Annotated in this window: 21 protein-coding genes and 1 riboswitch; of the genes, 1 reads left to right on the top strand and 20 read right to left on the bottom strand. The window is 30.4% G+C overall.

What is annotated here, in order from left to right:
- Window positions 1–381: 381 nt before the first annotated feature.
- The 20 genes from PZA12_RS05680 to PZA12_RS05585 all read right to left on the bottom strand — a co-directional run bounded on the left by PZA12_RS05680 (window position 382) and on the right by PZA12_RS05585 (window position 23,206).
- Window positions 382–2,337, bottom strand: a complete 1,956-nt coding sequence (locus PZA12_RS05680; RefSeq protein ID WP_242984799.1) for a M56 family metallopeptidase — start codon at window positions 2,335–2,337, stop codon at window positions 382–384.
- A complete protein-coding gene (locus PZA12_RS05675) occupies window positions 2,315–2,692 on the bottom strand; it encodes a hypothetical protein (RefSeq protein ID WP_242984800.1) in 378 nt (125 codons plus the stop codon). Before PZA12_RS05675 ends, PZA12_RS05680 begins: the two co-directional genes overlap by 23 nt.
- A 4-nt stretch (window positions 2,693–2,696) precedes the next feature.
- Entirely contained in the window at window positions 2,697–3,065 is a 369-nt protein-coding gene (locus PZA12_RS05670; protein ID WP_103697858.1) for a BlaI/MecI/CopY family transcriptional regulator, read from the bottom strand.
- Window positions 3,066–3,712: 647 nt separating this feature from the next.
- Entirely contained in the window at window positions 3,713–4,015 is a 303-nt protein-coding gene (locus PZA12_RS05665) for a hypothetical protein (RefSeq protein ID WP_017210862.1), read from the bottom strand.
- Between the two features lie 68 nt (window positions 4,016–4,083).
- Window positions 4,084–4,166, bottom strand: a riboswitch (cyclic di-GMP riboswitch).
- A gap of 254 nt (window positions 4,167–4,420) precedes the next feature.
- Window positions 4,421–5,671, bottom strand: a complete 1,251-nt coding sequence (gene purD, locus PZA12_RS05660) for a phosphoribosylamine--glycine ligase (RefSeq protein WP_077840107.1) — start codon at window positions 5,669–5,671, stop codon at window positions 4,421–4,423.
- A gap of 416 nt (window positions 5,672–6,087) precedes the next feature.
- Window positions 6,088–7,596 carry a bifunctional phosphoribosylaminoimidazolecarboxamide formyltransferase/IMP cyclohydrolase gene (purH, locus tag PZA12_RS05655; protein WP_103697859.1) on the bottom strand — a complete coding sequence of 503 codons (1,509 nt, stop codon included), beginning with the start codon at window positions 7,594–7,596 and terminating at the stop codon, window positions 6,088–6,090.
- A gap of 13 nt (window positions 7,597–7,609) precedes the next feature.
- Window positions 7,610–8,221 (bottom strand): phosphoribosylglycinamide formyltransferase, encoded by a 612-nt coding sequence (gene purN / locus PZA12_RS05650; RefSeq protein WP_077841361.1) that lies wholly within the window; start codon window positions 8,219–8,221, stop codon window positions 7,610–7,612.
- Window positions 8,209–9,210, bottom strand: a complete 1,002-nt coding sequence (purM, locus tag PZA12_RS05645; protein ID WP_017210866.1) for a phosphoribosylformylglycinamidine cyclo-ligase — start codon at window positions 9,208–9,210, stop codon at window positions 8,209–8,211. Before purM ends, purN begins: the two co-directional genes overlap by 13 nt.
- Before the next feature lie 69 nt (window positions 9,211–9,279).
- Window positions 9,280–10,695, bottom strand: coding sequence for an amidophosphoribosyltransferase (gene purF, locus PZA12_RS05640; RefSeq protein ID WP_103697860.1), 1,416 nt, complete (start codon window positions 10,693–10,695; stop codon window positions 9,280–9,282).
- 257 nt (window positions 10,696–10,952) lie between these two features.
- On the bottom strand, window positions 10,953–11,660 hold the full coding sequence (gene purC / locus PZA12_RS05635; RefSeq protein WP_011968398.1) for a phosphoribosylaminoimidazolesuccinocarboxamide synthase: 708 nt from the start codon (window positions 11,658–11,660) through the stop codon (window positions 10,953–10,955).
- On the bottom strand, window positions 11,660–12,139 hold the full coding sequence (purE, locus tag PZA12_RS05630; RefSeq protein ID WP_017210869.1) for a 5-(carboxyamino)imidazole ribonucleotide mutase: 480 nt from the start codon (window positions 12,137–12,139) through the stop codon (window positions 11,660–11,662). The genes purC and purE overlap by 1 nt, the downstream gene beginning before the upstream one ends.
- 720 nt (window positions 12,140–12,859) lie before the next feature.
- Complete coding sequence (locus PZA12_RS05625; protein ID WP_103697861.1) at window positions 12,860–16,606, bottom strand: phosphoribosylformylglycinamidine synthase; 3,747 nt, start codon at window positions 16,604–16,606, stop codon at window positions 12,860–12,862.
- Window positions 16,607–17,310: 704 nt separating this feature from the next.
- Window positions 17,311–17,478 carry a zinc-ribbon domain-containing protein gene (locus PZA12_RS05620; protein ID WP_023973460.1) on the bottom strand — a complete coding sequence of 56 codons (168 nt, stop codon included), beginning with the start codon at window positions 17,476–17,478 and terminating at the stop codon, window positions 17,311–17,313.
- Between the two features lie 266 nt (window positions 17,479–17,744).
- A complete protein-coding gene (locus tag PZA12_RS05615; RefSeq protein ID WP_103697862.1) occupies window positions 17,745–18,431 on the bottom strand; it encodes an amino acid ABC transporter ATP-binding protein in 687 nt (228 codons plus the stop codon).
- 15 nt (window positions 18,432–18,446) lie between these two features.
- On the bottom strand, window positions 18,447–19,088 hold the full coding sequence (locus PZA12_RS05610) for an amino acid ABC transporter permease (protein ID WP_077841365.1): 642 nt from the start codon (window positions 19,086–19,088) through the stop codon (window positions 18,447–18,449).
- Window positions 19,089–19,151: 63 nt separating this feature from the next.
- Window positions 19,152–19,985 carry an amino acid ABC transporter substrate-binding protein gene (locus PZA12_RS05605; protein ID WP_103697863.1) on the bottom strand — a complete coding sequence of 278 codons (834 nt, stop codon included), beginning with the start codon at window positions 19,983–19,985 and terminating at the stop codon, window positions 19,152–19,154.
- 148 nt (window positions 19,986–20,133) lie between these two features.
- Complete coding sequence (locus PZA12_RS05600; RefSeq protein WP_017210874.1) at window positions 20,134–20,649, bottom strand: hypothetical protein; 516 nt, start codon at window positions 20,647–20,649, stop codon at window positions 20,134–20,136.
- A gap of 108 nt (window positions 20,650–20,757) precedes the next feature.
- Window positions 20,758–21,576 carry an EcsC family protein gene (locus PZA12_RS05595; protein WP_103697864.1) on the bottom strand — a complete coding sequence of 273 codons (819 nt, stop codon included), beginning with the start codon at window positions 21,574–21,576 and terminating at the stop codon, window positions 20,758–20,760.
- Window positions 21,577–21,817: 241 nt separating this feature from the next.
- Entirely contained in the window at window positions 21,818–22,771 is a 954-nt protein-coding gene (locus tag PZA12_RS05590) for an SPFH domain-containing protein (RefSeq protein WP_078116413.1), read from the bottom strand.
- A 3-nt stretch (window positions 22,772–22,774) separates the two neighbouring features.
- The gene (locus PZA12_RS05585) at window positions 22,775–23,206 is read right to left on the bottom strand and encodes an NfeD family protein (RefSeq protein ID WP_017210877.1); all 432 of its coding nucleotides are present in this window, start codon (window positions 23,204–23,206) and stop codon (window positions 22,775–22,777) included.
- A gap of 317 nt (window positions 23,207–23,523) precedes the next feature.
- On the opposite strand from PZA12_RS05585, the gene PZA12_RS05580 reads away from it, so the two are divergent.
- The gene (locus tag PZA12_RS05580) at window positions 23,524–25,422 is read left to right on the top strand and encodes an NAD(+) synthase (protein ID WP_103697865.1); all 1,899 of its coding nucleotides are present in this window, start codon (window positions 23,524–23,526) and stop codon (window positions 25,420–25,422) included.
- The last annotated feature ends 107 nt before the right edge of the window (window positions 25,423–25,529 follow it).

The following is a 25,529-nucleotide window of genomic DNA, read 5'->3' as shown; positions in this document are numbered from 1 at the left end:
TACCTTATCTTCTATCATTTACATTGGTTTCTTATTAATATTATATCTAATTAAACATTGTATTTCAATATACTCAAATTATATTACCATTCCATTTATGAACACTGCAATAATAGTAATAATACTCTATAACCGTTAGTCTTCAAAGTACTATATTCTATCTTGGCTTATACTAATTCATTTCCAATTAGATATAGAAATAATAGTAACTACTAAAATAATAAAATACTCAATTTATGTACAATTGAGTATTTTATCATATTGAACTTATATATTGCAATTCACAATGTACATTTCACAATTCACAATTACGGCCAAAATTCTTGTAATATTTTTAGAATTATGATGAAGTATTATTTTTGCAACATATATATGAAATATTTACTTTTTATATACGTCTATAACATTTTCAGTTTTATAATGACCATAGTACCAAGTATTTGTATAAGAAGTTGATCTAAAATTCAAAGAATCAGCAAGCTTAGTTTCCACTCCATCTTTTGTCTTCCATAAACTAAATGAATCGCCATCTTTTCTTACAAATAATATTTGATTTTCTGATATATATTTTGGCATGAAATCAAATGATTTGTTATTTGTAATTTGAGTTATTTCTTTTGTTTCAGTGTTCACTTGATAAATATAGTGCGGTTCACTTTCCCAGTTTTTCGAACTTTGTGATATGTCATCTTTTAAGGCATTAGCTCCAGAATATACTATATTCTTTCCGTCACTGGAATAATCCGGTGTCATTGACACTTGATTTTCTGGAATTAGACTTGTAAATTTGTTAGCTTTGATATCGAAAATTCCTAATGCCTTATTACTATACATGTCTCTATATTCGCCATTATTAACAGCAACTATGCTGCTATCCACTGGATTTTGAGAAATATTATCTTTATATGCTAATGCAATCATATTATTATTTTCTATAAATTTATTGCTTAAAAGATCATATACTGCAAATTCTGTCATATCAGCTGACATTGAGCCTGAATTAGGTTTGTTCCATATATACATATATCTATCATCACTTGATATTCTTTCAACATTAGGTCTTGATCCAATGGATTCAAATAACTCAGATGCTGTATACTGCTCTCCAATCTCTTTATTATTTCCTTCTTTACCTTCCAAAATAACATTCTCTTCTTTAGTATCTAAGTCATAGCTAATTACACCTATTGATTTAATAGTTTTCCCTTTGTCTGTAGTACTTTCTAGCTGTTTATTAGCATATACCTTATTTTTACTATCGCAATTTATATTAAAATAATCATACTCATTGCTTATAATATCCACTAACTTTTTAGTATTGGTATTATACATAGACATACCTGCATTTTTAACAGAGCAAATTAGGTTTCCAGAATTATTCCAGTCATATGACTCTACATTTTTAGCTACTTCAATTACCTCACGAGTGTCTATATTGCAAATATATAAATCATCTTCTTTAGTATAAGCAACATATGACCCATCTTTAGATATTTTCGGCAATTTAATTTTTTCATTTTTATCAAGAAGAACTGGGTTATTTTCTTTTAATTCAGACATATATAACCCATCATCTGTTACAAATACTGCAAATTCTGCCCCTTTAGCACTTTTTGCTGTATCACTATTACTAGCAAATACAGTCTTTGAAGCGAGCAAACTTGTAGATGTAAAAATCATAGTTACTATAAGTGAAATACAAACAATTATTTTTTTTGACTTTTTAAAAAACACTATATTTTTCAATCGTGTCTCAATCTCCTTTCTACTTTTACAAACTGATGCCCCTAAGCTTAGGGATTTATTCTGAGAATATTCTATTAACTCTAATATAATTTCTCCATAATATTTTCTTTTTGATTTATCCATATTCTTTATAAGTTGTTCATCTAAAGACAGCTCACAAATTATATTTATCCTATTTCTAATAATATAAACAATGGGATTAAACCAATTGATTACATTTGCTAAAAGTGCAACTACCTTCACCCATAAATCTTTACGTTTAAAATGAATTAATTCATGATCCAGTATTATTTCAAGCTTATCCAGATTATGGTCCATCTTAGGAATTGTGATAGTAGGTGTTAATATTCCTGTAATCATTGGACTTTTAATGCCGCCACATTCTTTTAAAATTATCCTCCTATATATATTTAATTTTTTCTTACAGTTTTCAAAAACATTAATTATAGACTCATCCTCAATGATATCACTTACACTTTTAAGTTTTTCATAAAAAGAAATATATACGTAAGTTTCCTTAATTACTAGTATGAGTACACCTAATATCCATGCATAAAGTAACATATCTCTATTCATTATTTTTTGAGCCATACTTACTTGTCTGCTTTAAGTCTACTTGACTCTGGCTCACAGGCTTAAGTGTACCATCCCCTTGCAAAACTCTTATCTCATCACTTTTATCATTGCTCTTCAGCATCTTTTCATAATTTTGCTGCACTACCGTATTCTTATCCTGCATCGATAAATAATTCTTATGTTCCACTATTTGAGGCAGTTTAACAAAACTCCCAATAGGTATAATAAAAATTAAAAGCGTTATAAATAGCATATAATAATTCCAAGTAGCACTAAAAGTTTTCTTAGTAAATGGCCTAAATAAACAAAGTATTAAAAACATAAAACTGCCTGCTAGTGACATTTCCAAAATATAATTTAGAATATTCATATGCCTACACCTCTTTGAGCCATTCTTTCAACTCTGCAATATCCTTATTACTTATTTTCTTATTATTAAACAATGTTGCCATAAAGTTTTTAACTGATCCCTTATGCATATCTTCTAAGAAATTATCCGTTTGAATAGCTCTATATTCTTCTTCTGTAATCTTAGGAAAATAATTATTTAACTTTCCTACTTTAGTTACACTCAAAATCCCCTTTTCAGTTAATCTTGATATCAACGTCATTATCGTTGTTACCTTCCATGAATTTTCTTTTGGAAGCGCGTCTAAAATCTCAGCTGTAGTAATTTGATCATTCTTTTTCCATATTATTTTCATTATCTCCATTTCAGCGTCCGATATCTTTCCTAGCTTCATATTTAATCATCTCCTCTATGTAATTCTACAAGGTGTAGTATTTATATTTTTATACTACACCCTGTAGAATTACATGTCAATATATTCCTAGAAATTTTTAATAAAAACTTATTAGCATATGTTTGTTACAATTCACAATGCACATTTCACAATTCACAATTACGGCTAAAATTCTTGCAATACAGATATCTAAATTTAAAATTAGACTTATGTGATAAATTACTGAAATCATAAATATTTTGATTCCGAAAAGCTATGAAAATATATTTATGATTTCTAGTGAAGATATGAGATTGAAGTTTTATCAACTTTGCAAATATGTTCATCTAATAAGTCTAATTCTTAAATTGTTTATCTATATTCAAACTAAGAGTACATAAAAATAAGCTGTTAAAAACAGTTAATGCAGAGCTGTTCTTCCCTTGCTTGTCCTAACGAAATTTAGAACATGCGCGAGTAGATACACCCCTGCATTTAATGATTTCCATCAAAATTTCCGTAACCCCACGAAATAAACATATATGTTGCAATGCACAATTCACATTTCACAATTATGCCTAGAATTATTGCAATATTTTTAGAAATTTTATGAAGAATTATTTTTGCATCATATATTATTGAATTAATTTATAGCAATTTTTATTTTTCTATTTCACTTTCCATTTATATCTTGTTTCTAAAAATTCCCCTTGCCTATCATATCCTTTTATATTATATCCCATCTTGTTATATCCTTGCCTGTCATATCCTCCGCTATTATATCCTTCTTTATCATATCCATATTTATCGTACCCGTCTATATTGTAGCCTTCTGTATTAAAATATGTGCCATTTTTATGAACCCCTTTTTTATCAAAACCCTCTTCATTAAATTTTGTACCGTTTTTATGAATTCCTTTTGAATCAAACCCATGTTCATCATATTTCTTTAACCTATTAAAAAATAACATAAAGATTGCACCTCAATTTTAATTTATTATCTATACACTTATTTAAGCGGACAAAAAAAGACCGACCTTAATAAAAAGGTCGGTTGCACTATTAACTCATCGAATATAAAGTGCCCAAGTAAATATTCGAATCACAGTTTCCTTATATACATAATATTCCTATTTAATGATTATTTTAACATGTAATCAGTTGGAAATCAATGAACAAATAGTTAATAAAAAAAATATATACAAACTTTAACATATGTCCTATAATAAAAAATTTATATTTAAATTTCTAGCAAACCAGCTCTTAATTAAGACTATGATATAGAAACTTACCGCGGTATATATAGCAAAAAATAAACTATCAGGTGTTATTGATTAAATCATGATAATACCTAATAGCTCATTTCTTTAATATATTTATTTATGTGTTCCTATATCACTTCTACAATATGCCCCTTCAAAAGTAACATATTTAATATTTTCGTAAGCGTCTTTTCTGGCTTCTTCTAGAGTTTTTCCAAGGCCAATAACTGATAATACTCTTCCACCGTTAGTCTTTAAAACTCCATCTTCTGCTTTAGCTCCTGCTAAGAATACTTTATCTTTAACTTTTTCATCAATTGTTATCTCATATCCTTTAACAAAATCTCCTGGATATCCTTTAGATGCTAAAACGACATTTATGCAGATACCATCATTCCACTTAATTGTGGTTTTATCTAGTTCTTCTCTTAATGCTGCTTCAATGACTTCTACTAAGTCACTTTCCATTAGATAAAGAACTGATTGTGTTTCAGGATCTCCCATTCTTACATTATATTCCAAAAGATAAGTTCCTTTTGCAGTAATCATAATACCAAAGAAGATTATTCCTTTATAATCAAAGCCTTCTTCTCTAATACCAATTAAAGTCTTAGCCATAATATTTTCTTCGAAATCCTTCATCACATCTTCTGTCACATAAGGATTTGGTGCTAATACTCCCATTCCACCTGTATTTGGTCCTTTACCTCCATCAAATATCTGCTTATGGTCTTTACCTGATATGAACGGAATTATTGTCTTTCCATCAGTTATAGATAGAATTGATGCCTCAACACCTTCTAGGAATTCTTCAATTACTATTTTTTGACCCGCTCCATTGAAGATATCATCTACCATATACGATTTTACTGCATCTATTGCTTCTTCTTTAGTTTCACATATAGCAACGCCTTTTCCTGCTGCAAGACCATCTGCTTTAACCACTGTTGGATAAGGACATACTTCTAAATATTTAAGCGCTTCATTGACATCTGTAAATGTTTCGTATTCTGCTGTCTTAACGCCATACTTTTTCATAAACTCTTTAGAAAAGCTTTTACTACCTTCAAGCATTGCTCCATTTTCAGCTGGTCCAAATATCTTTAATCCTTCTGTTTTAAACTTATTAACAATTCCCTTTGTTAAAGGATCTTCTGGCCCAACTATTGTAAGATCAATAATTTCTTCCTTAGCAAATTTAATTAATTCATCAATATCAGTTATGTTTACATTTTCGCATTTATTTTCAATTGCAGTTCCACCGTTACCTGGAGCAACAAATATTTTTTCAACCTTTTCACTTTTTGCAAGTTTCCAAGCCAAAGCATGTTCTCTACCACCTGAACCAATTAAAAGAAGTTTCATTTACATACCTCCAAAATAATATTCCGTTATAGATAAACAGTATACACCCATAGCTTATGTTACAACCAACCGAAAGAAAGGATACTCCATTGTTTCGGTTGACTTAAAGAATATAACTGTGGATTTCTAACATCAAAAGTTGCGTCCATTTCTGCATGCTCCCAATACAAGATTGGTACAAGCAAAAATGGAACAACTTCTAATGAAGAAATCCTACAGCCATATTCTCAAATGCAACACTGCACAAAAGAGTACCCTTTCTTTCTAATGCGGGAATCATTTCAAAGCATAAGTCTAATTCATAACTTGTTTATCTATAACAATTAACTTTAAAAAAACACAGGGTTTTTATTATATATTTTCAATTCAATATAGAATTTATTGCTTAATTACCTAATAAAAATAACTTATTTATATTAGTGTTTAAAATGTCTATATCCTGTAAATACCATTGCTATCCCATGTTCATTACAAGCATCTATTGATTTTTGATCATTCATTGAACCACCTGGTTGAATTATAGCTTTAATACCGTTTTTAGCAGCTTCATCAACTACATCTCTAAATGGGAAATAAGCATCTGATGCAAGGATTGTAGCTCCTTTTCCTCTCTTTAAAGCATCTTCTGTTGGCCAGATTCTGTTAACTTGACCTCCGCCAATTCCAAGTGCTATTCCATTATGAGCAACAACTATAGCATTAGATTTAACGTATTTAACTACTTTCATTCCGAATAATAAATCTTTCATTTCCTCATCAGTTGGTTTCTTTTCAGTTACAACTTTAATTTCTTCTACTAATTTATTGTCTTCCTCTTGAACAAGCATTGCTCCATCAACTGTAACCATATATTTATCTGCCTTTGGAGTATTATGGAATTTAAGAACTCTTAAGTTCTTTTTAGTCTTTAAAACTTCTAAAGCATCTTCATCATATTCTGGTGCAGCTATAACTTCTAAGAAAATTTTAACCATTTCTTCAGCAGTTTTCTTATCTACTTTTCTATTAAATCCAATGATTCCACCAAATATTGAAGTTGGATCTACTTCATATGCCTTCATATAAGCTTCATAAGAATCTTTTCCAATTGCAACACCACAAGGTGTATTATGTTTTAATGCACAACATGCTGGTTCATCAAATTCATTAGCACATTTCCAAGCTATATCCACATCTTTGAAGTTATTATAAGATAATTCCTTACCATTTAATGTTTCAAAAGTGTTCATAGCTCCATCAAGCATTGTTGATGCGTAAACAGCTGCAGTTTGATGTGAATTTTCGCCATATCTAAGACTTTGCATCTTCTTATATGAAACTGAAAGATATTCTGGATATTCTTCCTCATCATCAGCTAATAAGAAGTTTGAAATAGCCCCATCATAAGCACTCATAAGATTAAACACTTTACCAGCCAATTTCTTCTTAGTCTTATAAGAAGTTTCTCCATCTGATTCAATCTCTTCCATAACAACTTTATAGTCATTTTTATCAGAAATTACTACAACATCCTGAAAATTCTTAGCTGCTGCTCTAAGCATTGTAGGTCCACCAATATCTATAAATTCAACCTTTTCTTCAAATTCTAAATCTTCTTTAACTTTCTCAAAGAATGGATATAGATTTACAACTACATAATCTATAGTATGAATATTTCTTCCTTTTAATGTATTCATATGTTCTTCATTGTCTCTTATAGCTAATATTCCAGCATGAACTAATGGATGAAGTGTTTTAACTCTTCCATCCAACATTTCAGGAAAATCAGTAACTTCATTGATTTCAATTACATTTAATCCATTTTCCTTCAAATATTTATAAGTTCCACCTGTTGATACAATTTCAACATCTTTAGATACTAAAAATTTAGCAAAATCTAAAACTCCCTCTTTATCAAATACACTTATTAAAGCTCTCTTTTTCACGAAAAGGCCTCCTTTATTCTTCTATCTTGACTCTACCATCAATTAATCTGATTTTATTTTCGCTAATTAACTTAATTGCCTTAGGTAATATTTCGTGTTCTTTTTCTAAAATCCTCTTTTGAAGCGTTTCCGCATCATCTTCAAAATAAACTGGCACAACTTCTTGAAGAAGTATAGCACCACCATCAACTTCGGAATTTACAAAGTGAACTGTACATCCTGAAAATCTTACACCACTTTTAATTACGGCTTCATGAACCTTTAATCCGTACATTCCAGGTCCACAAAACGATGGAATTAAAGATGGATGAATATTTATAATTCTATTATCAAATTCTTTTAATATTTCCCCATCTAAAATTGCCAAAAATCCTGCAAGAACTATTAAATCAACCTTTCCCTTTGTTAATTCTAAGATCTTGTTAGATGATTCTTCACCATACTCACGCCTAGTAACTACAAAAGTATCTATATTATGCTTTTTAGCCCTCTCTAAAGCATAAATATTATCACGGCTTCCTATAACCATCTCTATCTTAACATTCATATAGTTATTTTCCACCGCATCTATTACCGATTGTAGGTCTGTTCCGCCCCCAGAAACCAAGACCGCTATTTTAAACAAATACCTTCACCCCCAGATGTTACGTATCCTATTTCATAAGCTTTTTCTCCCATTTCTACTAAAGCCTTTATAATAGGTTCCACATCTTCATCTTTAACAGCAAGAACAAACCCTATTCCCATGTTAAAAGTATTATACATATGTTCCTTATCTACACCTTTTTCAATGATTCTTTCAAATATAGCTGGAAGTGGATATGAATCTTTGTTAATTACAGCTGTGAAGTCTCCACCATTGAACATTCTTGGAACATTTTCTATAAATCCACCACCTGTAACATGAGCCATACCTTTAATTTCATAGCTTTCTAACAATTTAAGTACTGGTTTTACATAAATCTTAGTTGGTGTAATTAATGTCTTCCATACTTCTTCACCATTAAATTCTTCATTTAAATCTGGGAATATTTTTCTGATTAATGAATATCCATTAGAATGTATTCCAGAAGAAGCTATACCAATTAATTTATCTCCATCTTTAATATTGCTTCCATTAATAATCTTATCTTTATCAGCTATACCAACAGCAAATCCAGCCATATCATATTCTCCATCTGAATAAAATCCAGGCATTTCAGCTGTTTCTCCACCAATTAATGCGCAGTCAGAATCAACACATCCATCTGATATACCTTTAACTAAATCTGCTGCAACTTCAGCTTCAAGCTTCCCACAAGCTATGTAATCTAAGAAAAATAATGGTTTTGCCCCATGGCATAAAATATCATTTACGCACATAGCTACGCAGTCAATACCAACTGTATCGTACTTCTTGTTCTTAAATGCGATTTCTAGTTTAGTTCCTACTCCATCAGTTCCAGAAACTAAAACTGGTTTTTCATAGCCTGATGGTAATTCAACCATTCCAGCAAAACTTCCAAGACCATTTAAAACATATTGACTCATAGTTCTTGCTGCGTATTCTTTTATAAGCTTAACTGACTTATATCCTTCTTCTATGTTAACTCCCGCTTCTTTGTAAGTAATCATTTATTAACTCCACCTTTCAAAATGCTATTGACATATTCAAAAAACAATAGATGAATGTGCCTTAGATGTCTATATCTCTTTCTCTACTGGTGTTGCAACTGGGTAAACTCCATTAAAGCATCCCATACAAAATTCTTCTCTATCACCACAGCTCTTATAAACACCTTCTTCACTTAGATATCCTAAATAATCTGCTCCAATCATATCTCTAATCTCTTCTATAGTATTATTAGCAGCAACAAGCTCACTTCTATAAGGTGTATCTATTCCAAAATAACATGGATACTTAACACTTGGTGATGCTAGTAAGAAACTAACTTCTTTTACACCTGCACGTCTAAGTGATTCAACTAAATGTTTTGATGTAGTACCTCTTACTACTGAGTCATCAATAAGTATAACTCTTTTTCCTTCTAAGTTTGATTTTAGTGGATTTAACTTTACTGCGACTGCTCTTTCTCTTATTTCTTGAGATGGCGATATAAAAGTTCTTCCAACGTATCTATTTTTAATAAATCCAGTATCATAAGGTATTCCAGAAGCCTTTGCATATCCGATAGCTGCTGGTATTCCAGAGTCTGGAACTGCTATAACAACATCTGCATCTAATGGATGCTCTTTGTATAACTGTTCTCCTGCTTTAACTCTTGTTGTATGAACTTCAAGCCCATCAATTCTAGAGTCTGGTCTAGCAAAATATATATATTCAAAAGCACATGTCTGACATTTAGTATTTTCAGAATATCTATATGAACTTATTCCTTCACTGTCTATTATAACTATTTCTCCTGGTTCTATATCCCTTACAAATTCAGCACCTATTGCATCTAAAGCGCAGCTTTCTGAAGTTAGAATGTAACCTTCTTCAATTTTCCCCAACGAAAGTGGTCTAATTCCATGTGGATCTCTAGCCCCAATTAATCTATTCTTTGACATAATAGTTAATGCAAATGATCCTCTAACAGCTGACATAGCATCAACTACTGCCTTTGCAAAACCTTTTTTTGCACTTCTTGCTATAAGACATGCAATTACTTCAGAATCTGTTGTAGTATGAAAGATTTGTCCTCCATCTTCAAGTAATTCTTTTATTACATCTGCATTTACTAAAGTTCCGTTATGAGCCATAGCTATTGGTCCCATCTTTGATGAAACGAGTATTGGCTGAGCATTTTCGATGCCTTTTCCACCAGCAGTTGAATATCTTACGTGACCTATAGCTATATGACCTTTTAGCTTTTGTAAATCTTCCTGCTTAAATGCTTCAGTGATTAAACCTAATCCTTTATGTATGTCAATTTTTTCACCATCTGCTACTGCAATTCCAGCACTTTCCTGCCCTCTATGTTGAAGAGCATAAAGTCCATAGTAAGTCATTGATGCTACATCTATTGGCTTATTAGTATATACTCCAAATACCCCACACTCATCCTTAAATTTATCATTACTTGGATCCATTATTAATTCAAAATTCGGATTACTCATCTATACAATCCTTTCACTAATCTATTTTTAGAAAACTTAAAATACATGAGAACTAATGCACAATTAAGGATGAAATTTTTTTGGACTTCTAAATCACATAATTCATCAAAATTCATCAGATAGATAAGAATTTAAAATAACACTCAAGACTTAATTTATGAATTCTCAACCTTCCTCTGTGAACTTAGTTCCCTCATTGTGCATTACTAATTGCATTCTAATATAAATTTTATAATAAATCTGATTCTAAATATATACTACTTAGAAATTCTCTTTAATATTTCAACATAAGCATCTTTAACATTACCTAAGTCTCTTCTAAATCTATCTTTATCTAATTTTTCTCCTGTTGTTGCATCCCAGAATCTGCAAGTATCTGGTGAGATTTCGTCAGCTAAAACTATTGTTCCATCAGCACATCTACCAAATTCAACTTTAAAGTCGATTAAGTTTATGTTTTGTTCTTTAAATACAGCTTTAAGAGTGTCATTAATTTTTGCTGTCATATCATAGATTACTTTTAATTCTTCAAAAGTAGTTGCACCAATTCCAACTGCATGATAATCATTTATTAATGGATCTCCTAATGAGTCATCTTTATATGATAATTCAAATACAGTAGTCTTAAGTTTAAATCCTTCTTCAAGACCTAATCTCTTAGCCATGCTTCCAGCTGCAACATTTCTCACTATTACTTCAAGTGGAACTATTTCAACCTTTTTACATAATTGTTCTCTATCATTTAGTTTCTCTATAAAGTGAGTTTTAACTCCTGCTTTTTCTAATATTTCAAACAATACTGAAGTTATAGCATTATTCATTATACCTTTATCTTCGATTTGGCCTTTCTTTTCTCCATTGAATGCTGTTGCATCATCTTTGTAATATACAATTACTTCGTCAGCCTTATCTGTTGCGTAAATTTTCTTTGCTTTTCCTTCATATAACATTTCTAATTTTTCCATTATAGTTCTACCCCTTCCGCATTTTCCTCAATGAATTTTTTCTTCATATTTAATCTGAATTCTTTTAATTTATTTTTTAATTCATCATTATTAACTGATAACATTTGAACCGCTAACATTCCTGCATTGTAGCTGTTATTTATACCAACAGTAGCAACTGGAATTGATTTTGGCATTTGTACTATAGAATATAATGCATCAACACCTTCAAGAGCTGCCTTAACTGGAACTCCTATTACAGGAAGTATTGTCTTTGATGCTATTACTCCTGGTAAATGTGCTGCAAGCCCTGCTCCAGCTATAATAACTTGGCATCCTTGAGCTTGAATTTCTTCTAATGTTTCTTCTAATTTTTCTGGTACTCTATGAGCTGAAAGTATAAATGCTTTATATTCTACTCCAAATTCCTTTAAAGCATTTGCCGCTCCCCTCATAACCTCTGTGTCTGATTTACTTCCAAAAAATATTGCTACTTGCATCTTAAGCCTCCTGTTTTTTAATTTATATATTTCCTTTAAGTATCTGCAACCCGCATTATAAGTGAGAATCGAAATCTACGATTTCGCTCTTCGAACTTAAGCAGACATCTCAAATCTATGATTTGATGATGGTCGCTTACTCTGTGAGCACTCAGCGAACGAACGTGAGTCGAGTTTCCTTTAAATACCCGCAGCCCGCATTATTACTATAAGTGAGAATCGAAATCTTTGATTTCGCCCTTCGAACTTACTCAGCGAACGAAGTGAGTCGAGTTTCCTTTAAATATCCCCAACCCGCATTACAACTATAAATATTTACATATTTATATATTTATCTATTTACATATCTTCATATTTATCTTTTTAAATATTTATATACTTAACTTTATACATATTTTAAAATTTAACTTCTTACATATATACCTTTTTAAGTTTTTAAATATAAAACTATTTTCATATTTAAGTTCTTATATTCTTATATTCTTATATTCTTATATTCTTATATTCTTATATTCTGGGCACTTTATCATTCTAGCTAATAAGACGCCCAGAAACTTACTTAATCAACCTTCATAAAGAACAAATCTTTTTTAAAGGAAACTCGACTCGCATATGCTCGCTGAGTAAGTGATTCACACCAAATCATTTTTAAGGAAGTTAACGCTTTTAGGCATTAACTAAGTTCAGCTATCCAAATGTAAAATTTGGAGCTTCACTTATCTACTTAAAGTAATTTACTCCTGCTTTGAAGATCTTTTGATCAAAGTCTCCTGGAATATTTCTATATAAATCTGTTCCTATTCTTTCGCTATGAGCCATCTTACCTAAAACTCTTCCATCTGGACTTGTTATACCTTCTATTCCGTACATTGATCCATTTGGATTGAATGGCATATTTAATGATACATTTCCATCAAAATCAACATATTGAGTTGCCACTTGACCATTGGCAATTAATTCTTTAATTAAGCTTTCTGGTGCAACAAATCTTCCTTCACCATGGGAGATTGCAACTGAATGTATATCTCCTACGTTAACTTCACTAAACCAAGGTGATTTATTTGAAACGACTTTTGTACTTATAATTGAAGACATATGTCTATTTATATTATTGTACGTCAAGGTAGCCATGTCTTCTTTAATATCAACTATTTCCCCATATGGTACTAATCCTAATTTAATTAACGCTTGGAAGCCGTTACAAATACCAAGTGCTAATCCATCTCTATTCTTAAGTAATTCCATTACGCTATTACTTATCTTTTCATTTCTAAGAGCATTGGCAATGAATTTACCTGAACCATCTGGTTCATCCCCTGCTGAGAACCCTCCTGGAATCATAAGAATTTGAGCTGTACTTATTTCTTTTGCAAGTCTTTCAATTGAATCATTAAGAGCTTCCTTCGTAATATTTCTAAATACTACTTGAGTAACTTCTGCTCCTTCTTTTTCAAATGCTCTAGCACAGTCATATTCACAGTTGTTTCCTGGGAATACTGGAATTACAACCTTTGGCTTAGCTACTTTAATTGCTGGAGAAAGTTTTGATTTTTTATCATATAAAACTGTTTCTACTTTTCCTTCTACATCTTCAGTTTTAATTTTAAATACTGAGCTTAGTTTTTCTTCGTAAGTTTTTTCTAAAGCTTGAATGCTTAGATTTAAGTCATATTGTTTAGAAACTATAGCTTCAGAGCTTATTGTCTTACCTATTTCTTTGTATAAGCAATCTTTAAATTCATTTTCTACATTAATATTGTTCTTAACTTCTAGTACTATAGTTCCATAGTTAAATCCAAATAATTCATCCTTTGTTAAGTTATCAATTTCTACACCAATTCTATTTCCAAGTGTCATTTTAGTAACTGTTTCTGAAACTCCACCATACTTAACAGCAGATGATGAAATTACTTTTTCATCTTGAATTAATTTATATAGTACGTCTAAGTTCTTCTTAAGCTTATCTAAATTTATAGTTCCATCTTCTAGTTTTTCAGTTTGAAGTAAAACTAAACTTGATCCTGCTTCTTTAAATTCTGGTGATATTATATTTCTAGCTTTTTCTACTCCTACAGCAAATGATACTAATGTTGGAGGTACATCTAAATCTCCAAAGCTTCCTGACATTGAGTCCTTACCACCGATTGCTGCTGTTTCAAATGCCATTTGAGCTTCATATGCACCAAGCAATGCTGCAAATGGTTTACCCCATCTAGAGCTTTCTGATCCTAATCTTTCAAAATACTCTTGGAATGTAAGTCTAGCTTTTCTGTAATCTCCACCCATAGCTGCAAGTTTTGATATACTTTCAATTACTGCATAATATGCCATGTGGTATGGGCTCCATGTTCCAAGTTCTGGATTAAACCCAAATGTCATCAATGTGGCATCTGCACTTTCTCCATCTAGAACTGGGATTTTAGCTGCCATTCCTTCTGCTGGAGTTTTTGCATATTTACCACCAAAAGGCATAAGTACTGTTCCATGACCTATTGTTGCATCAAATCTTTCTGATAATCCTTGCTGAGATGATACATTTAATTTTCTTAAGTTATTTATCCATTCTTCTTTAACATCAATATCTGCTACCACATATGGATAATCAACTGGAGCTTTAACTGTAACATTTGTCTTTTGAGTAGCACCATTTGTATCTAAGAATGTTCTCTTTAAATCAACTATGTTTTTACCTCTCCAGAATAATCTAAGTCTGTCTGTATCAGTAACATGTGCTACCAACGTAGCCTCTAAATTTTCTTCATTAGAAAGTCTTATAAATTCATCTGCATTTTCTTTTGTTACAACTACTGCCATTCTTTCTTGTGATTCTGAAACTGCAAGTTCTGTTCCATCTAAACCTTCATATTTCTTTGGAACTTTATCTAAATCTATATCTAATCCTCTGCAAAGTTCTCCAATCGCAACTGAAACTCCACCTGCACCAAAGTCATTACATCTCTTAATCATCTTTGCTACTTTAGAATTTCTAAATAATCTTTGAAGTTTTCTTTCTGTCGGAGCATTACCTTTTTGTACTTCTGCTCCACATTCATTTATTGAATCTACCGTATGTTCCTTAGATGAACCTGTAGCTCCTCCAACACCATCTCTTCCAGTTCTTCCACCTAGTAAGATAATTACATCGCCTAAAGCTGGTTCTTCTCTTACCACATTTTCCTTAGGTGCTGCTGCAATAACTGCTCCAACTTCCATTCTCTTAGCTGCATAGTTTGGATGATATACTTCTTCAACTTGACCTGTTGCGAGACCAATTTGATTTCCATATGAACTATACCCATGAGCTGCTCCAAGTGTTATCTTTCTTTGAGGAAGTTTTCCTTCTAATGTATCTTCAACTGGAACTGTTGGATCTGCTGCTCCTGTAACTCTCATTGCTTGATATACATAAGTTCTTCCTGATAGTGGATCTCTTATAGCTCCACCAAGACATGTTGCTGCTCCACCAAAAGGTTCAATTTCTGTTGGATGGTTATGTGTTTCATTCTTGAACATTACTAAGTAATCTTCCATGCCTTTATCAGTTTCAATTTTTACGTTAATTGAACAAGCATTTATTTCTTCGGAAATATCTAAATCTTCAAGTTTTCCTCTTTTTCTAAGTTCTTTCATAGCAATTACTGCCATATCCATAAGAGTTTTATTCTTTTCTTTTTCGCCATAAACATATGATCTAGATTTTATATAACCTTCATAACTTGCTTTTATTGGAGCCGTATATTTATTATCTTCAATTTGGACATCTTCTAAGATAGTTGAGAATGTTGTATGTCTACAGTGATCTGACCAGTATGTATCTATAACTTTAATCTCAGTTATGCTTGGATCTCTTTTCTCTCCTTTGAAATAATCTTGAATCATAAGAAGATCATCAATACTCATAGCCAAACCTTGTCCACTATGAAATTCTTTTAATTGATCCAATGTCTTGCTGGTAAATCCATCTAAGATCTGTACATCTTTAGGTATGTTTGAAAGTGACGATAAATCTTTGCTATTTATATCTACTTCCCTAGAATCGACTGGGTTTATATAATATTTCTTAATTTTTTCAATATCATCTTTTGAAAGGTTTCCTTTTAATACTACTACTTTAGCTGATTTTATTTCTACCTTGTCTTCTGCTGTTAATAGAGCTAGACATTCTGAAGCTGAATCTGCTCTTTGGTCGTATTGACCTGGCAAATATTCTACACCAAAAGCTATTTCTCCTTCATTCATTGGTAATTCTGATTCGTAAACTACATCTACTGTTGCTTCAGAAAAAATTGTATGTAAAGCCTTATTATAATATTCTTCAGGTATATCTGATATTATATATTTATTAACAAGTCTCACGTCTTCTAATCCAGTTACTCCCAAGTTATCTCTAAAGTCATTTAGTAAACTTTGAGCTTCTACATTAAATCCTTTTTTCTTTTCAACGAATACGCTTCTAATATTTAACATTTTAATTCCTCCAAAAAATATTATGAGATTTAGCCTAGGTGCATTCAAAAAATACCGCAACACTATACTTGTATGTTGGACTTGTTATTTTTTTCATTTACCTACTCACTACACCTTCGTAATGGCGAATGTTTTCTGATAACACTCTACTAACTTTCGTATCGATACCATAAGATTATCATTCAACACGTATGTTGTCAACCTATTTTATGTTAAAATTTCATTTAATTTATGTTTTTACGAACTATGTATTTATATTTCTTTTTTATAATTCGTATTTTATTTATTTAATATATATTTTTATGTATTATAAAGCATTTTTCTTTTTCTTAAATCGTGCACATTTTTATAGTATAAAGCATCAATTTTAACATAATCTATGCTCAAAAAAGACGCAGATAATTATAGTGTTTTCTATCAATCCTATAATTATCTACGTCTAAAAATTTATTTTTCTATTCTTAGCAATAAAAATCTATATGTTTTTCTGCTTTTAATAATTCTTTATGCATCATCCAATGATATAATTTGCCAGAGTAGAATAAAATTTCGGTCGATGCAATTAAGTTATTCATTGTGCTTCGCACTCTTTTCATATATGCAGATTTTTTACACATATATCTCTTCAAGCGTATTTTAAATTGTATAATTCTCCATACAAAAAATAAAGAGTCATAAGATTTCTCTTATGACTCAACAACTTACTATCTGTCGAAGTTTCTGTTGTTTCTTTGTTGCTTTCTAGCTCTTCTACAATCAGGACATCTAACTGGATCGTTGTCAAATCCTTTTTCTTTGTAGAATTCTTGTTCTCCAACTGTGAAAACAAATTCCTTTCCACAATCTTTACATACTAAAGTTCTATCTTCCATTATAAAAATCCTCCCTTTTTCCAAAGATTATAACCTGATACCTAGACCCAATCTCTGAAACAGAGGCGAATGTACAGTATTGATTAAATCTTGAATTATCTTACATTCTTATAATACCACACTTTGCCACATATTTCAACACTAATTCTCACAATCAAATTGTTAAATTTAAACCTTCTCAATTTATAATGTATCAAAACTTTTATTAACTTATATATAATTTGTTAAAAAAATTGAGGTTTAATTCAACCTCAATCCTAATATAGCTAATCTTCTTCGAACATTAGACCCTCTTGCAATTTTCCAGCATCCATTGATACTATTCTATCTGACACTTTTTTAGCAAAATCCATATCATGAGTTATAATCATCATACTCATGCCTTTTTCACTTAAACGCTTTATTAAATTGGCAACTTCTCCAGTTAGTCCTGGATCTAGTGCAGAAGTTGGCTCATCAAAGCACATTATTTTAGGTTCAAGCACTAGTGCTCTTCCAATAGCAACTCTTTGTTTTTGACCGCCAGATAATTCAAATGGATAATTATCTTTTTTTCCTAATAAATCTAAAAAACCTAAAGTTTCTTCTGCTTTCTTTATAGCTTCTTCTTTTGACCATCCCAACACTTTTTGAGGTGCTTCAATAAGATTTTCTAAAACACTCATATGTGGAAATAAGTTAAAATTTTGAAATACTAACCCTATATCTTTTCTTATTTCTTTTAACGCATTTTTATCTACATACTTACCATTTTTACATAAAACTTTTCCGTTAACTTCTATATCGCCTTCATCACAATGTTCCAATTCATTTACACATCTAAGTAATGTGGTCTTTCCACCACCTGAATTTCCAACGACAACTAATATTTCACCTTTTTTTATATGAAGATTAACACCTTTTAAAACTTCTGTATTTCCGAATCTTTTTTTCAAATTACTTACTTTAAGCATATAATTTCCTCCACACTATTTATAATAGTCATACTTCTCTTCAATTTTCTTTAATACTTGACTGAAAATTGCTATTACTATTAAGTAAACAACACCAACTATTAAAAGTGGTACCAACGAAACATCTCTATTAGCAGCAGTCTTACCTATCTTTAATAGCTCGTCCATACCAACTACATAAACTAACGAAGTATCCTTCACTAAAGTTGTTATTTCATTTGCAACTGGTGGTATTACTGTTTTAAATGCTTGTGGAAGTATTATTCTAAAAAATGTTTGTTTAGAACTTAAGCCTAGAACCTTAGCCCCTTCAACTTGTCCATTATCTATAGACTCTATACCTGCTCTAAATATTTCTCCAAAATAAGCTCCATAATTTAAAGTAAACGCTAAAATTGCTGCTGGAAATCTATCAAAGCTGATTCCTACTAGCGGAAGTCCAAAGAAGATTACAATAATTTGTAATAACAGAGGAGTGCCTCTCATTATAAGAATATATATTCCACTTATTTGTTTAAGTATTAGAGATTTAGATGTCCTCATTACAGCGATTATTACTCCTAGTGGAATAGATAATACTAAAGTAAGTACAAAAATTTCTAATGTAACTTGTAATCCCTCTAATACTTGAGGCATTATCTCTAAAATATAACTCAAAGTTATTTCCTCCTCTTTATTTTCAAACTATTTGTATAAATATTTATGATTATCTAATTTGCACTATTTAAGAATTATATCTTGTTCGAACCATTTCTTTGATATTTCTGCTGCAGTTCCATCAGAAATAACTTCATCTAAAGCTTTGTTAAAAGCTTCTACAAATTTAGTATCACCTTTTTTAATTCCAACACCGTATTGTTCACTTCCAAAATTCTCATCTAAGATTTTATATTTTTCTTGTCCTCTTGCTTTCATATAATATCTTGCTAAAATTTCGTCTACAACAATTGCATCTAATCTCTTTGCTTCTAAATCCATTAATGCGGCATTATTATCTTCAAATGTAACAAGTTTTCCACCATCAAAAGTTTTTTCGATGCCATTAGCTGCTTCAACTGCATCTACTGCTGTTGATCCATTTTGAGCACCAACTTTTTTACCTGCTAAATCATTTTTAGATTTAATATTAGAATCTGCTAATGTTACTATAACTTGAGTATTACTTAAATATGGCTTTGAAAATTCAACTTTTTCTTTTCTTTCATCAGTAATTGAATATCCATTCCATATTAAATCTATATTACCGTTATTAAGTTCAGTTTCTTTCATACTCCAATCAATTGATTGAAATTTCACCTTTTTATTAAGTTTTTTACCTACTGCATTTGCTAAATCAACATCAAATCCAACTATTTCCCCGTTCTCATTTTTAAATCCCATTGGAACAAAAGTATCATCTAAACCTATTACTAATTCATCCTTATCTAATGCACTTTTGGCTGCCTTTGATTCTGATGATTTATTGGCATTCCCGCCACATGCAACCAAGCTTACTCCCAATGTAGCTATGATAGCAACTACTGTTAATTTTTTTATTAAACTATTTATTTTCATATGTAATAACCCCCTACATCACTTTCTATTTATCACTTTATCATACTAAAGCAAAAGAATCAAGTATTTTTTATATTCTAAATTATAACAGGTATAACGAAAGCTACATTAGCCCATTATACCTGTCAAAAACTTGGAACTATAAATTTTATCTAGTGGTTGCTATTCTATCTATCGCTCTTTCAAGGTTATTCATATGTGATGTAAATTCATCTACTGTATCTGTTACTTGCTTTTTATCAATTGGATCCTTAAATGTATCTGCTCTATCTTTTGCATCATCAACATTATCTTTAATTTCATCTAATTTATTAGATATATCATCAAATTTATTTTTAATATCTTCACTTTTTCCTTCAAAATCAGCATTATTGAGCTCGTCAGTCAATTCATCTGCTTTATCATTTAATTCTTTCATTACACGTGTAGTATCACTATCTACTTCATTAACTTTATCAGAAATTTCCTTAGGGTTAGACTTTAATTTATCCATTAATTCCTTCATCTTATCTGATTCAAAAACTTCATTAACCTTATCTGCAGATGGCTTTTCATCTGTATCTTCTTTTGTTTGAAGTATATAATCATCTTTAAGATTACAACCAATTAAAGAAAAAGAAAGTATTAATAAAAGTATAAAGCTCATTATATTTTTCTTTTTCATTTCTTCACCTCAATTTGTTTTTATACTACATAGTCTATATTAATATTTTTTTGCTAATCTTTCAATAATAAAATTGAGGCACACTCAAACGCAACAAGTTCATCTAAGCTAAAGCGTATTTTTCAATTTAGATAATAATCTTTTTTTATATTTTATACTTGCCACTTCGCTTATATCAGCCAATAATCTATAATTTGATATTCCACCATATATCCCAACTATCGGTATTCCTTGGATAACTTTTGCCACAACTATATTTTCAGATAAACATTTTGAAGCTGACTCAATTAATTCATTTATATCAACCTTAAGATCATGATTATTTTCAATACTATATGCAATTCTATCTGTTTCATTTGAATATAGAATTTTTTCATCTGTTTTTATAGAACTTGCACAAATTATATTTAATATAAATGCCTTCTCACTTTTGGACTTATAATCAAATCCATAATTCACACAAATCTCATACACAGTTTTTAATATTACTCCAATAAATACAGGTATATCCGGTATTCCAATTCCTAATATACCAAGTAATGTCCCTTCAGCTGCTGTGATTCCTTTATTTATAAGCACACCTTTTTTCACTCTTTTATCTATTCTGCTTAAATTTTTGTTATTCATCTGCTTAGATAAAATATATTCATCTATATCTGCTTCATTTCTAATTTTCTCTGAGTTATAACTTTTCTCTATTACTGTAGTACCTTTTTCAAAAACATAATAAAATCCCTTTTCAAATGCTTTCTCAAAAGTTTCTATCATATTTTTCGGGATTTTTTCTTCTAATTGCTCTTTTAAAGGTAATATCTTATTTTTTATATATTCATTTTCTTTTTTATAAAAAAACTTTTCTTCTCTCTTTATTAACTTTTTCATTTGACTATTTAATATTCTCTCTTTTCTTTTATCCCTATAATCCATGTATAGTTGTACCCAATCCCTTCTATAATGATAAATTTTTGTATTTAATTCTTACTTATATAATATAATAATTCCATCAAAAACGATATCTCAAACATAATTAAAGGAAACTCTACTCACAGAGTAAGCAACCATCATCAAATCATAGATTCGAGATGTCTGCTTAACTGATTCACACAAAATCGAAGATTTTGGTTCACTACTTAAAAGAGAGCAATTACCTTGCTCTCTTAATTTGTATTTATTTTTTTGCTGATGCTGATGATTTAAGCATATCTGCAATTGCAGCTATACTTCCAAGAGATGATAAAGTCTCATTTGGTAATATAAGCTTGTTTGCTGGACTGTTAGCCATTTCTTTAAGTGCTTCAACTTGTTTTAATGCTATAACAGTTTCATTTGTTCCAGACTCAATAATAGCTTGATTTACTTTTCTTATGGCTTGGGATTCTGCAATCGCTATTTCTTCTATAGCCTTTGCTTTACCTTCTGCCTCTAGTAACTGAGATTCTTTTAAACCTTCTGCTCTTCTTATATTTGCTTGCTTTTCTGCTTCTGCTGATAAAATTTTAGCTTGTTTTTCTCCTTCTGCTTTTTCTATTTGAGATTGTCTCAAACCTTCTGCTTGAAGAATCATAGCTCTCTTATCTCTTTCAGCTTTCATTTGTTTTTCCATTGCTTGTTGGATTTCAGCTGGTGGAACTATATTTTTAATTTCAACCGAAAGTATTTTTATACCATAAGCATCAGTAACTTCATCAATAATGCTTAATAGATCTTGATTTATTGAATCTCTTCCTGATAAAATTTCATCTAATGACATATTACCTAATATATTTCTCATATTAGTTGTAGCCGAATATACAATACCTGATTGATAACTTTCAATATTATAAACCGCATCTCTTGCATTCAATACCTTATAAAATATAACATTGTCTACTAATATTTTAACATTATCTTTAGTTATAACCGATTGTGGCTCCACATCTAAAATTTGTTGTTTTGTGGAAACCTTTCTTCTAACAAAATCTACAAATGGCACAATAAAATGTAGGCCTGGCTCTAACACTCTGTGAAATTGTCCAAATCTTTCTACAACATACAAATACCCTGTATTTACAACCTTAATTGATGATATAACTACTATTAATATTAATAGTAAAATAACCCCTAAAATTATAATAACACTCATAATCTAGTCCTCCTGAACCTTTTCAATTTTTAATTTTATACCTTCTATTCCTTTGATAGTAAACTTGTCCCCTTTGTGAATAATATCGCCTTCATTTATTACAGTCCAATATTCTCCACCAACTTTAACTTGGGCTTTATCTCTAATCTCTTTTTCGCTTATCATAATTTTTCCTACATATGTTTCTTCCATTAGTGGTATTCTTTCGTTTGCTGCTTTAAATTTTTTCTTGAGTAACGGGTATCCAACTGCAAATGATATTATATTTAGTACAGAAAATACTATTATTTGAATTATAAATGGTACTTCCATTACTCCACACACTGCAGCTACGACAGCACCTACTGCAAATAGTGTAAAACAAAAATTACTAGTTAAAATATCTATTGCAAATACGCATATAGCTATAACTAACCAAAAAACTGCCGCCCCCATACAAATTCCCTCCTTAAAAACATTATAATATTAGTTCTAAGATTTACTGTCCAATTTTTACATACATACTTGAATTTGTAATCTTATTTTATATTATACAGTGTATTTATGAATATTTCAAGATATTTATTAACTCAAAAAGAGTTATTTTATACCTTTTATCTTTTTTTGATTTCACAAACATGTTAGTATATAATTATTAGGATATGTTTATGTTTACTAAGCAAAATATACTTAAAACGTATTTAATTATATTAGAACTATATCTTATAAACCAATAAAAAAACTTAAATTTTATAATTGCAAGGAGTGATTAAATGGATTTTATAAAAGTCGCAGCTGCTTGCCCTACAACTAGAGTTGCAGATGTTGATTATAATGTTAAAAATATTTTACAGTGCATAGATGATGCAGTAAAAAATGAAAGTAAATTCATAGTTTTCCCAGAACTTTGCTTAACAGCTTATACTTGTGGAGATCTGTTTTTACAAGAATACTTACTAAGCAAAGCTTTAGATGGAATTTTTGAAATATTAGAATCTACTAAAGACCATGATATTTTAATTGCTGTAGGTGCACCACTTCTCTGTGGAAGTACTTTATACAATTGTGCTTTTCTATTGTTTAAAGGAAGTGTTTTAGGAATAGTTCCTAAATCATATCTTCCAAATTACAGTGAATTCTATGAAAAAAGATGGTTCACTGAAGGTCTTTCTATTGAGGATGAAAGAGTGGATCTACCATTCCAAAAAGATGTTCCTTTTGGAGTAAACTTAATTTTTTCATCAAGTATTGCAAATTTTGGAGTTGAAATCTGTGAAGACTTATGGGTAACAATTCCACCAAGTTCTTACCTTTCTCTTATGGGTGCTCATATAATCGGAAACCTTTCTGCATCAAATGAGCTTGTTAGCAAAATGGATTATAGAAAAAGCCTAATATCAAATCAAAGTGCTAGGTCAATCTGCAGCTATATATATTCTTCTGCTGGTGTTCATGAATCCACTACAGATGTATTATTTAGCGGGCATTTATTAATAAGTGAAAATGGTTCATTATTAAAAGAAAATGACAGATTTCAAAGAGAAAACGAAGTAATATATTCTATAGTTGATGTATTCAAATTAAAGTCTGAAAGAATGAAAAATTTGAGTTTTAGAGATTCATCTAAGTTTATCAATAAGAATCCTAACGCAATTAAATTTGAATTTAGCGATGTTTCAATAAGTACATTTGATAGATTTGTAGATAAACATCCATTCGTACCTTCTTATGAAAAAGAAAGAGAAATTCGCTGCAAAGAAATATTTAATATTCAAGCTGCTGGCTTAGCAAAGAGATTAGAACATACAGGCTCTAAAAAAGCAGTAGTTGGAATTTCTGGAGGTTTGGATTCCACGCTAGCATTACTTGTAATAGTAAAGACTTTTGAATTACTTGGTATTGATAAAAAGAATATAGTAACTATTACTATGCCTGGCTTCGGTACTACTGATAGAACTTACAATAACGCTATTAATTTATGTAAGGAATTAGGTACAGATCTTAGAGAAATAAATATAGTTAAAGCATCTCTTCAACATTTTGAAGATATTGGTCATGATAAAGACATTCATGATGTAACTTACGAAAATGTTCAAGCAAGAGAAAGAACTCAAATTTTAATGGATATTGCTAATAAAGAAAGAGGACTTTTAATAGGTACTGGTGATTTATCAGAGCTTGCTCTTGGCTGGTGTACATATAATGGCGATCATATGTCAATGTATTCTGTAAATCCATCTATTCCAAAAACTCTTGTAAGATATTTAGTTCAATATGTAGCTCAACATGAATCTACTGAAGTTGTACGCGATATTCTTATGGATATACTAGATACACCTGTCAGCCCTGAATTATTACCTAAGGATGCTAACGGTGAAATCGCTCAAAAAACAGAAGATATTGTAGGTCCTTATGAACTTCATGATTTCTTCTTATATCACTTTATTAAACATGGTTCAACTAAAGAGAGAATATTCTTTTTAGCTAAGGCTGCCTTTAAAGATGATTACTCTGATGGGGAAATACAAAAATGGCTTGATAAATTTATTTTTAGATTCTTTACTCAACAATTTAAAAGAAGTGCTCTTCCTGATGGACCTAAAGTCGGAAGTATTTCTTTAAGCCCTAGAGGCGACTGGCGTATGCCATCAGATGCTAATCCTTGGGAATAGCTAACCGAAATCATAAATATTTTTGTTCCGAAAAACTATGAAAATATATATGATTTCATGAAAAACCTTAATTAATCTATCACTAGATTAATTAAGGTTTTTTTGAC

Origin of the sequence: Clostridium beijerinckii, from assembly GCF_036699995.1 — a bacterium.
In the GTDB taxonomy this organism is placed as follows: Bacteria; Bacillota; Clostridia; order Clostridiales; family Clostridiaceae; genus Clostridium; species Clostridium helianthi.
This window is presented reverse-complemented; position numbering and strand designations above follow the sequence as displayed.

Bases quoted from the DNA above. Each gene is read 5' to 3' on its own strand.
- PZA12_RS05615 (WP_103697862.1), bottom strand. From the start codon at position 18,431: ATGCTTAAAGTAAGTAATTTGAAAAAAAGATTCGGAAATACAGAAGTT.
- PZA12_RS05585 (WP_017210877.1), bottom strand. From the start codon at position 23,206: ATGGGGGCGGCAGTTTTTTGGTTAGTTATAGCTATATGCGTATTTGCA.
- PZA12_RS05595 (WP_103697864.1), bottom strand. From the start codon at position 21,576: ATGGATTATAGGGATAAAAGAAAAGAGAGAATATTAAATAGTCAAATG.
- PZA12_RS05620 (WP_023973460.1), bottom strand. From the start codon at position 17,478: ATGGAAGATAGAACTTTAGTATGTAAAGATTGTGGAAAGGAATTTGTT.
- PZA12_RS05625 (WP_103697861.1), bottom strand. From the start codon at position 16,606: ATGTTAAATATTAGAAGCGTATTCGTTGAAAAGAAAAAAGGATTTAAT.
- PZA12_RS05670 (WP_103697858.1), bottom strand. From the start codon at position 3,065: ATGAAGCTAGGAAAGATATCGGACGCTGAAATGGAGATAATGAAAATA.
- PZA12_RS05605 (WP_103697863.1), bottom strand. From the start codon at position 19,985: ATGAAAATAAATAGTTTAATAAAAAAATTAACAGTAGTTGCTATCATA.
- PZA12_RS05675 (WP_242984800.1), bottom strand. From the start codon at position 2,692: ATGAATATTCTAAATTATATTTTGGAAATGTCACTAGCAGGCAGTTTT.
- PZA12_RS05680 (WP_242984799.1), bottom strand. From the start codon at position 2,337: ATGGCTCAAAAAATAATGAATAGAGATATGTTACTTTATGCATGGATA.
- PZA12_RS05580 (WP_103697865.1), top strand. From the start codon at position 23,524: ATGGATTTTATAAAAGTCGCAGCTGCTTGCCCTACAACTAGAGTTGCA.
- purC (WP_011968398.1), bottom strand. From the start codon at position 11,660: ATGGAAAAATTAGAAATGTTATATGAAGGAAAAGCAAAGAAAATTTAC.
- PZA12_RS05590 (WP_078116413.1), bottom strand. From the start codon at position 22,771: ATGAGTGTTATTATAATTTTAGGGGTTATTTTACTATTAATATTAATA.
- purD (WP_077840107.1), bottom strand. From the start codon at position 5,671: ATGAAACTTCTTTTAATTGGTTCAGGTGGTAGAGAACATGCTTTGGCT.
- purE (WP_017210869.1), bottom strand. From the start codon at position 12,139: ATGCAAGTAGCAATATTTTTTGGAAGTAAATCAGACACAGAGGTTATG.
- PZA12_RS05600 (WP_017210874.1), bottom strand. From the start codon at position 20,649: ATGAAAAAGAAAAATATAATGAGCTTTATACTTTTATTAATACTTTCT.
- purM (WP_017210866.1), bottom strand. From the start codon at position 9,210: ATGATTACTTACAAAGAAGCGGGAGTTAACATAGAAGAAGGATATAAG.
- PZA12_RS05665 (WP_017210862.1), bottom strand. From the start codon at position 4,015: ATGTTATTTTTTAATAGGTTAAAGAAATATGATGAACATGGGTTTGAT.
- purF (WP_103697860.1), bottom strand. From the start codon at position 10,695: ATGAGTAATCCGAATTTTGAATTAATAATGGATCCAAGTAATGATAAA.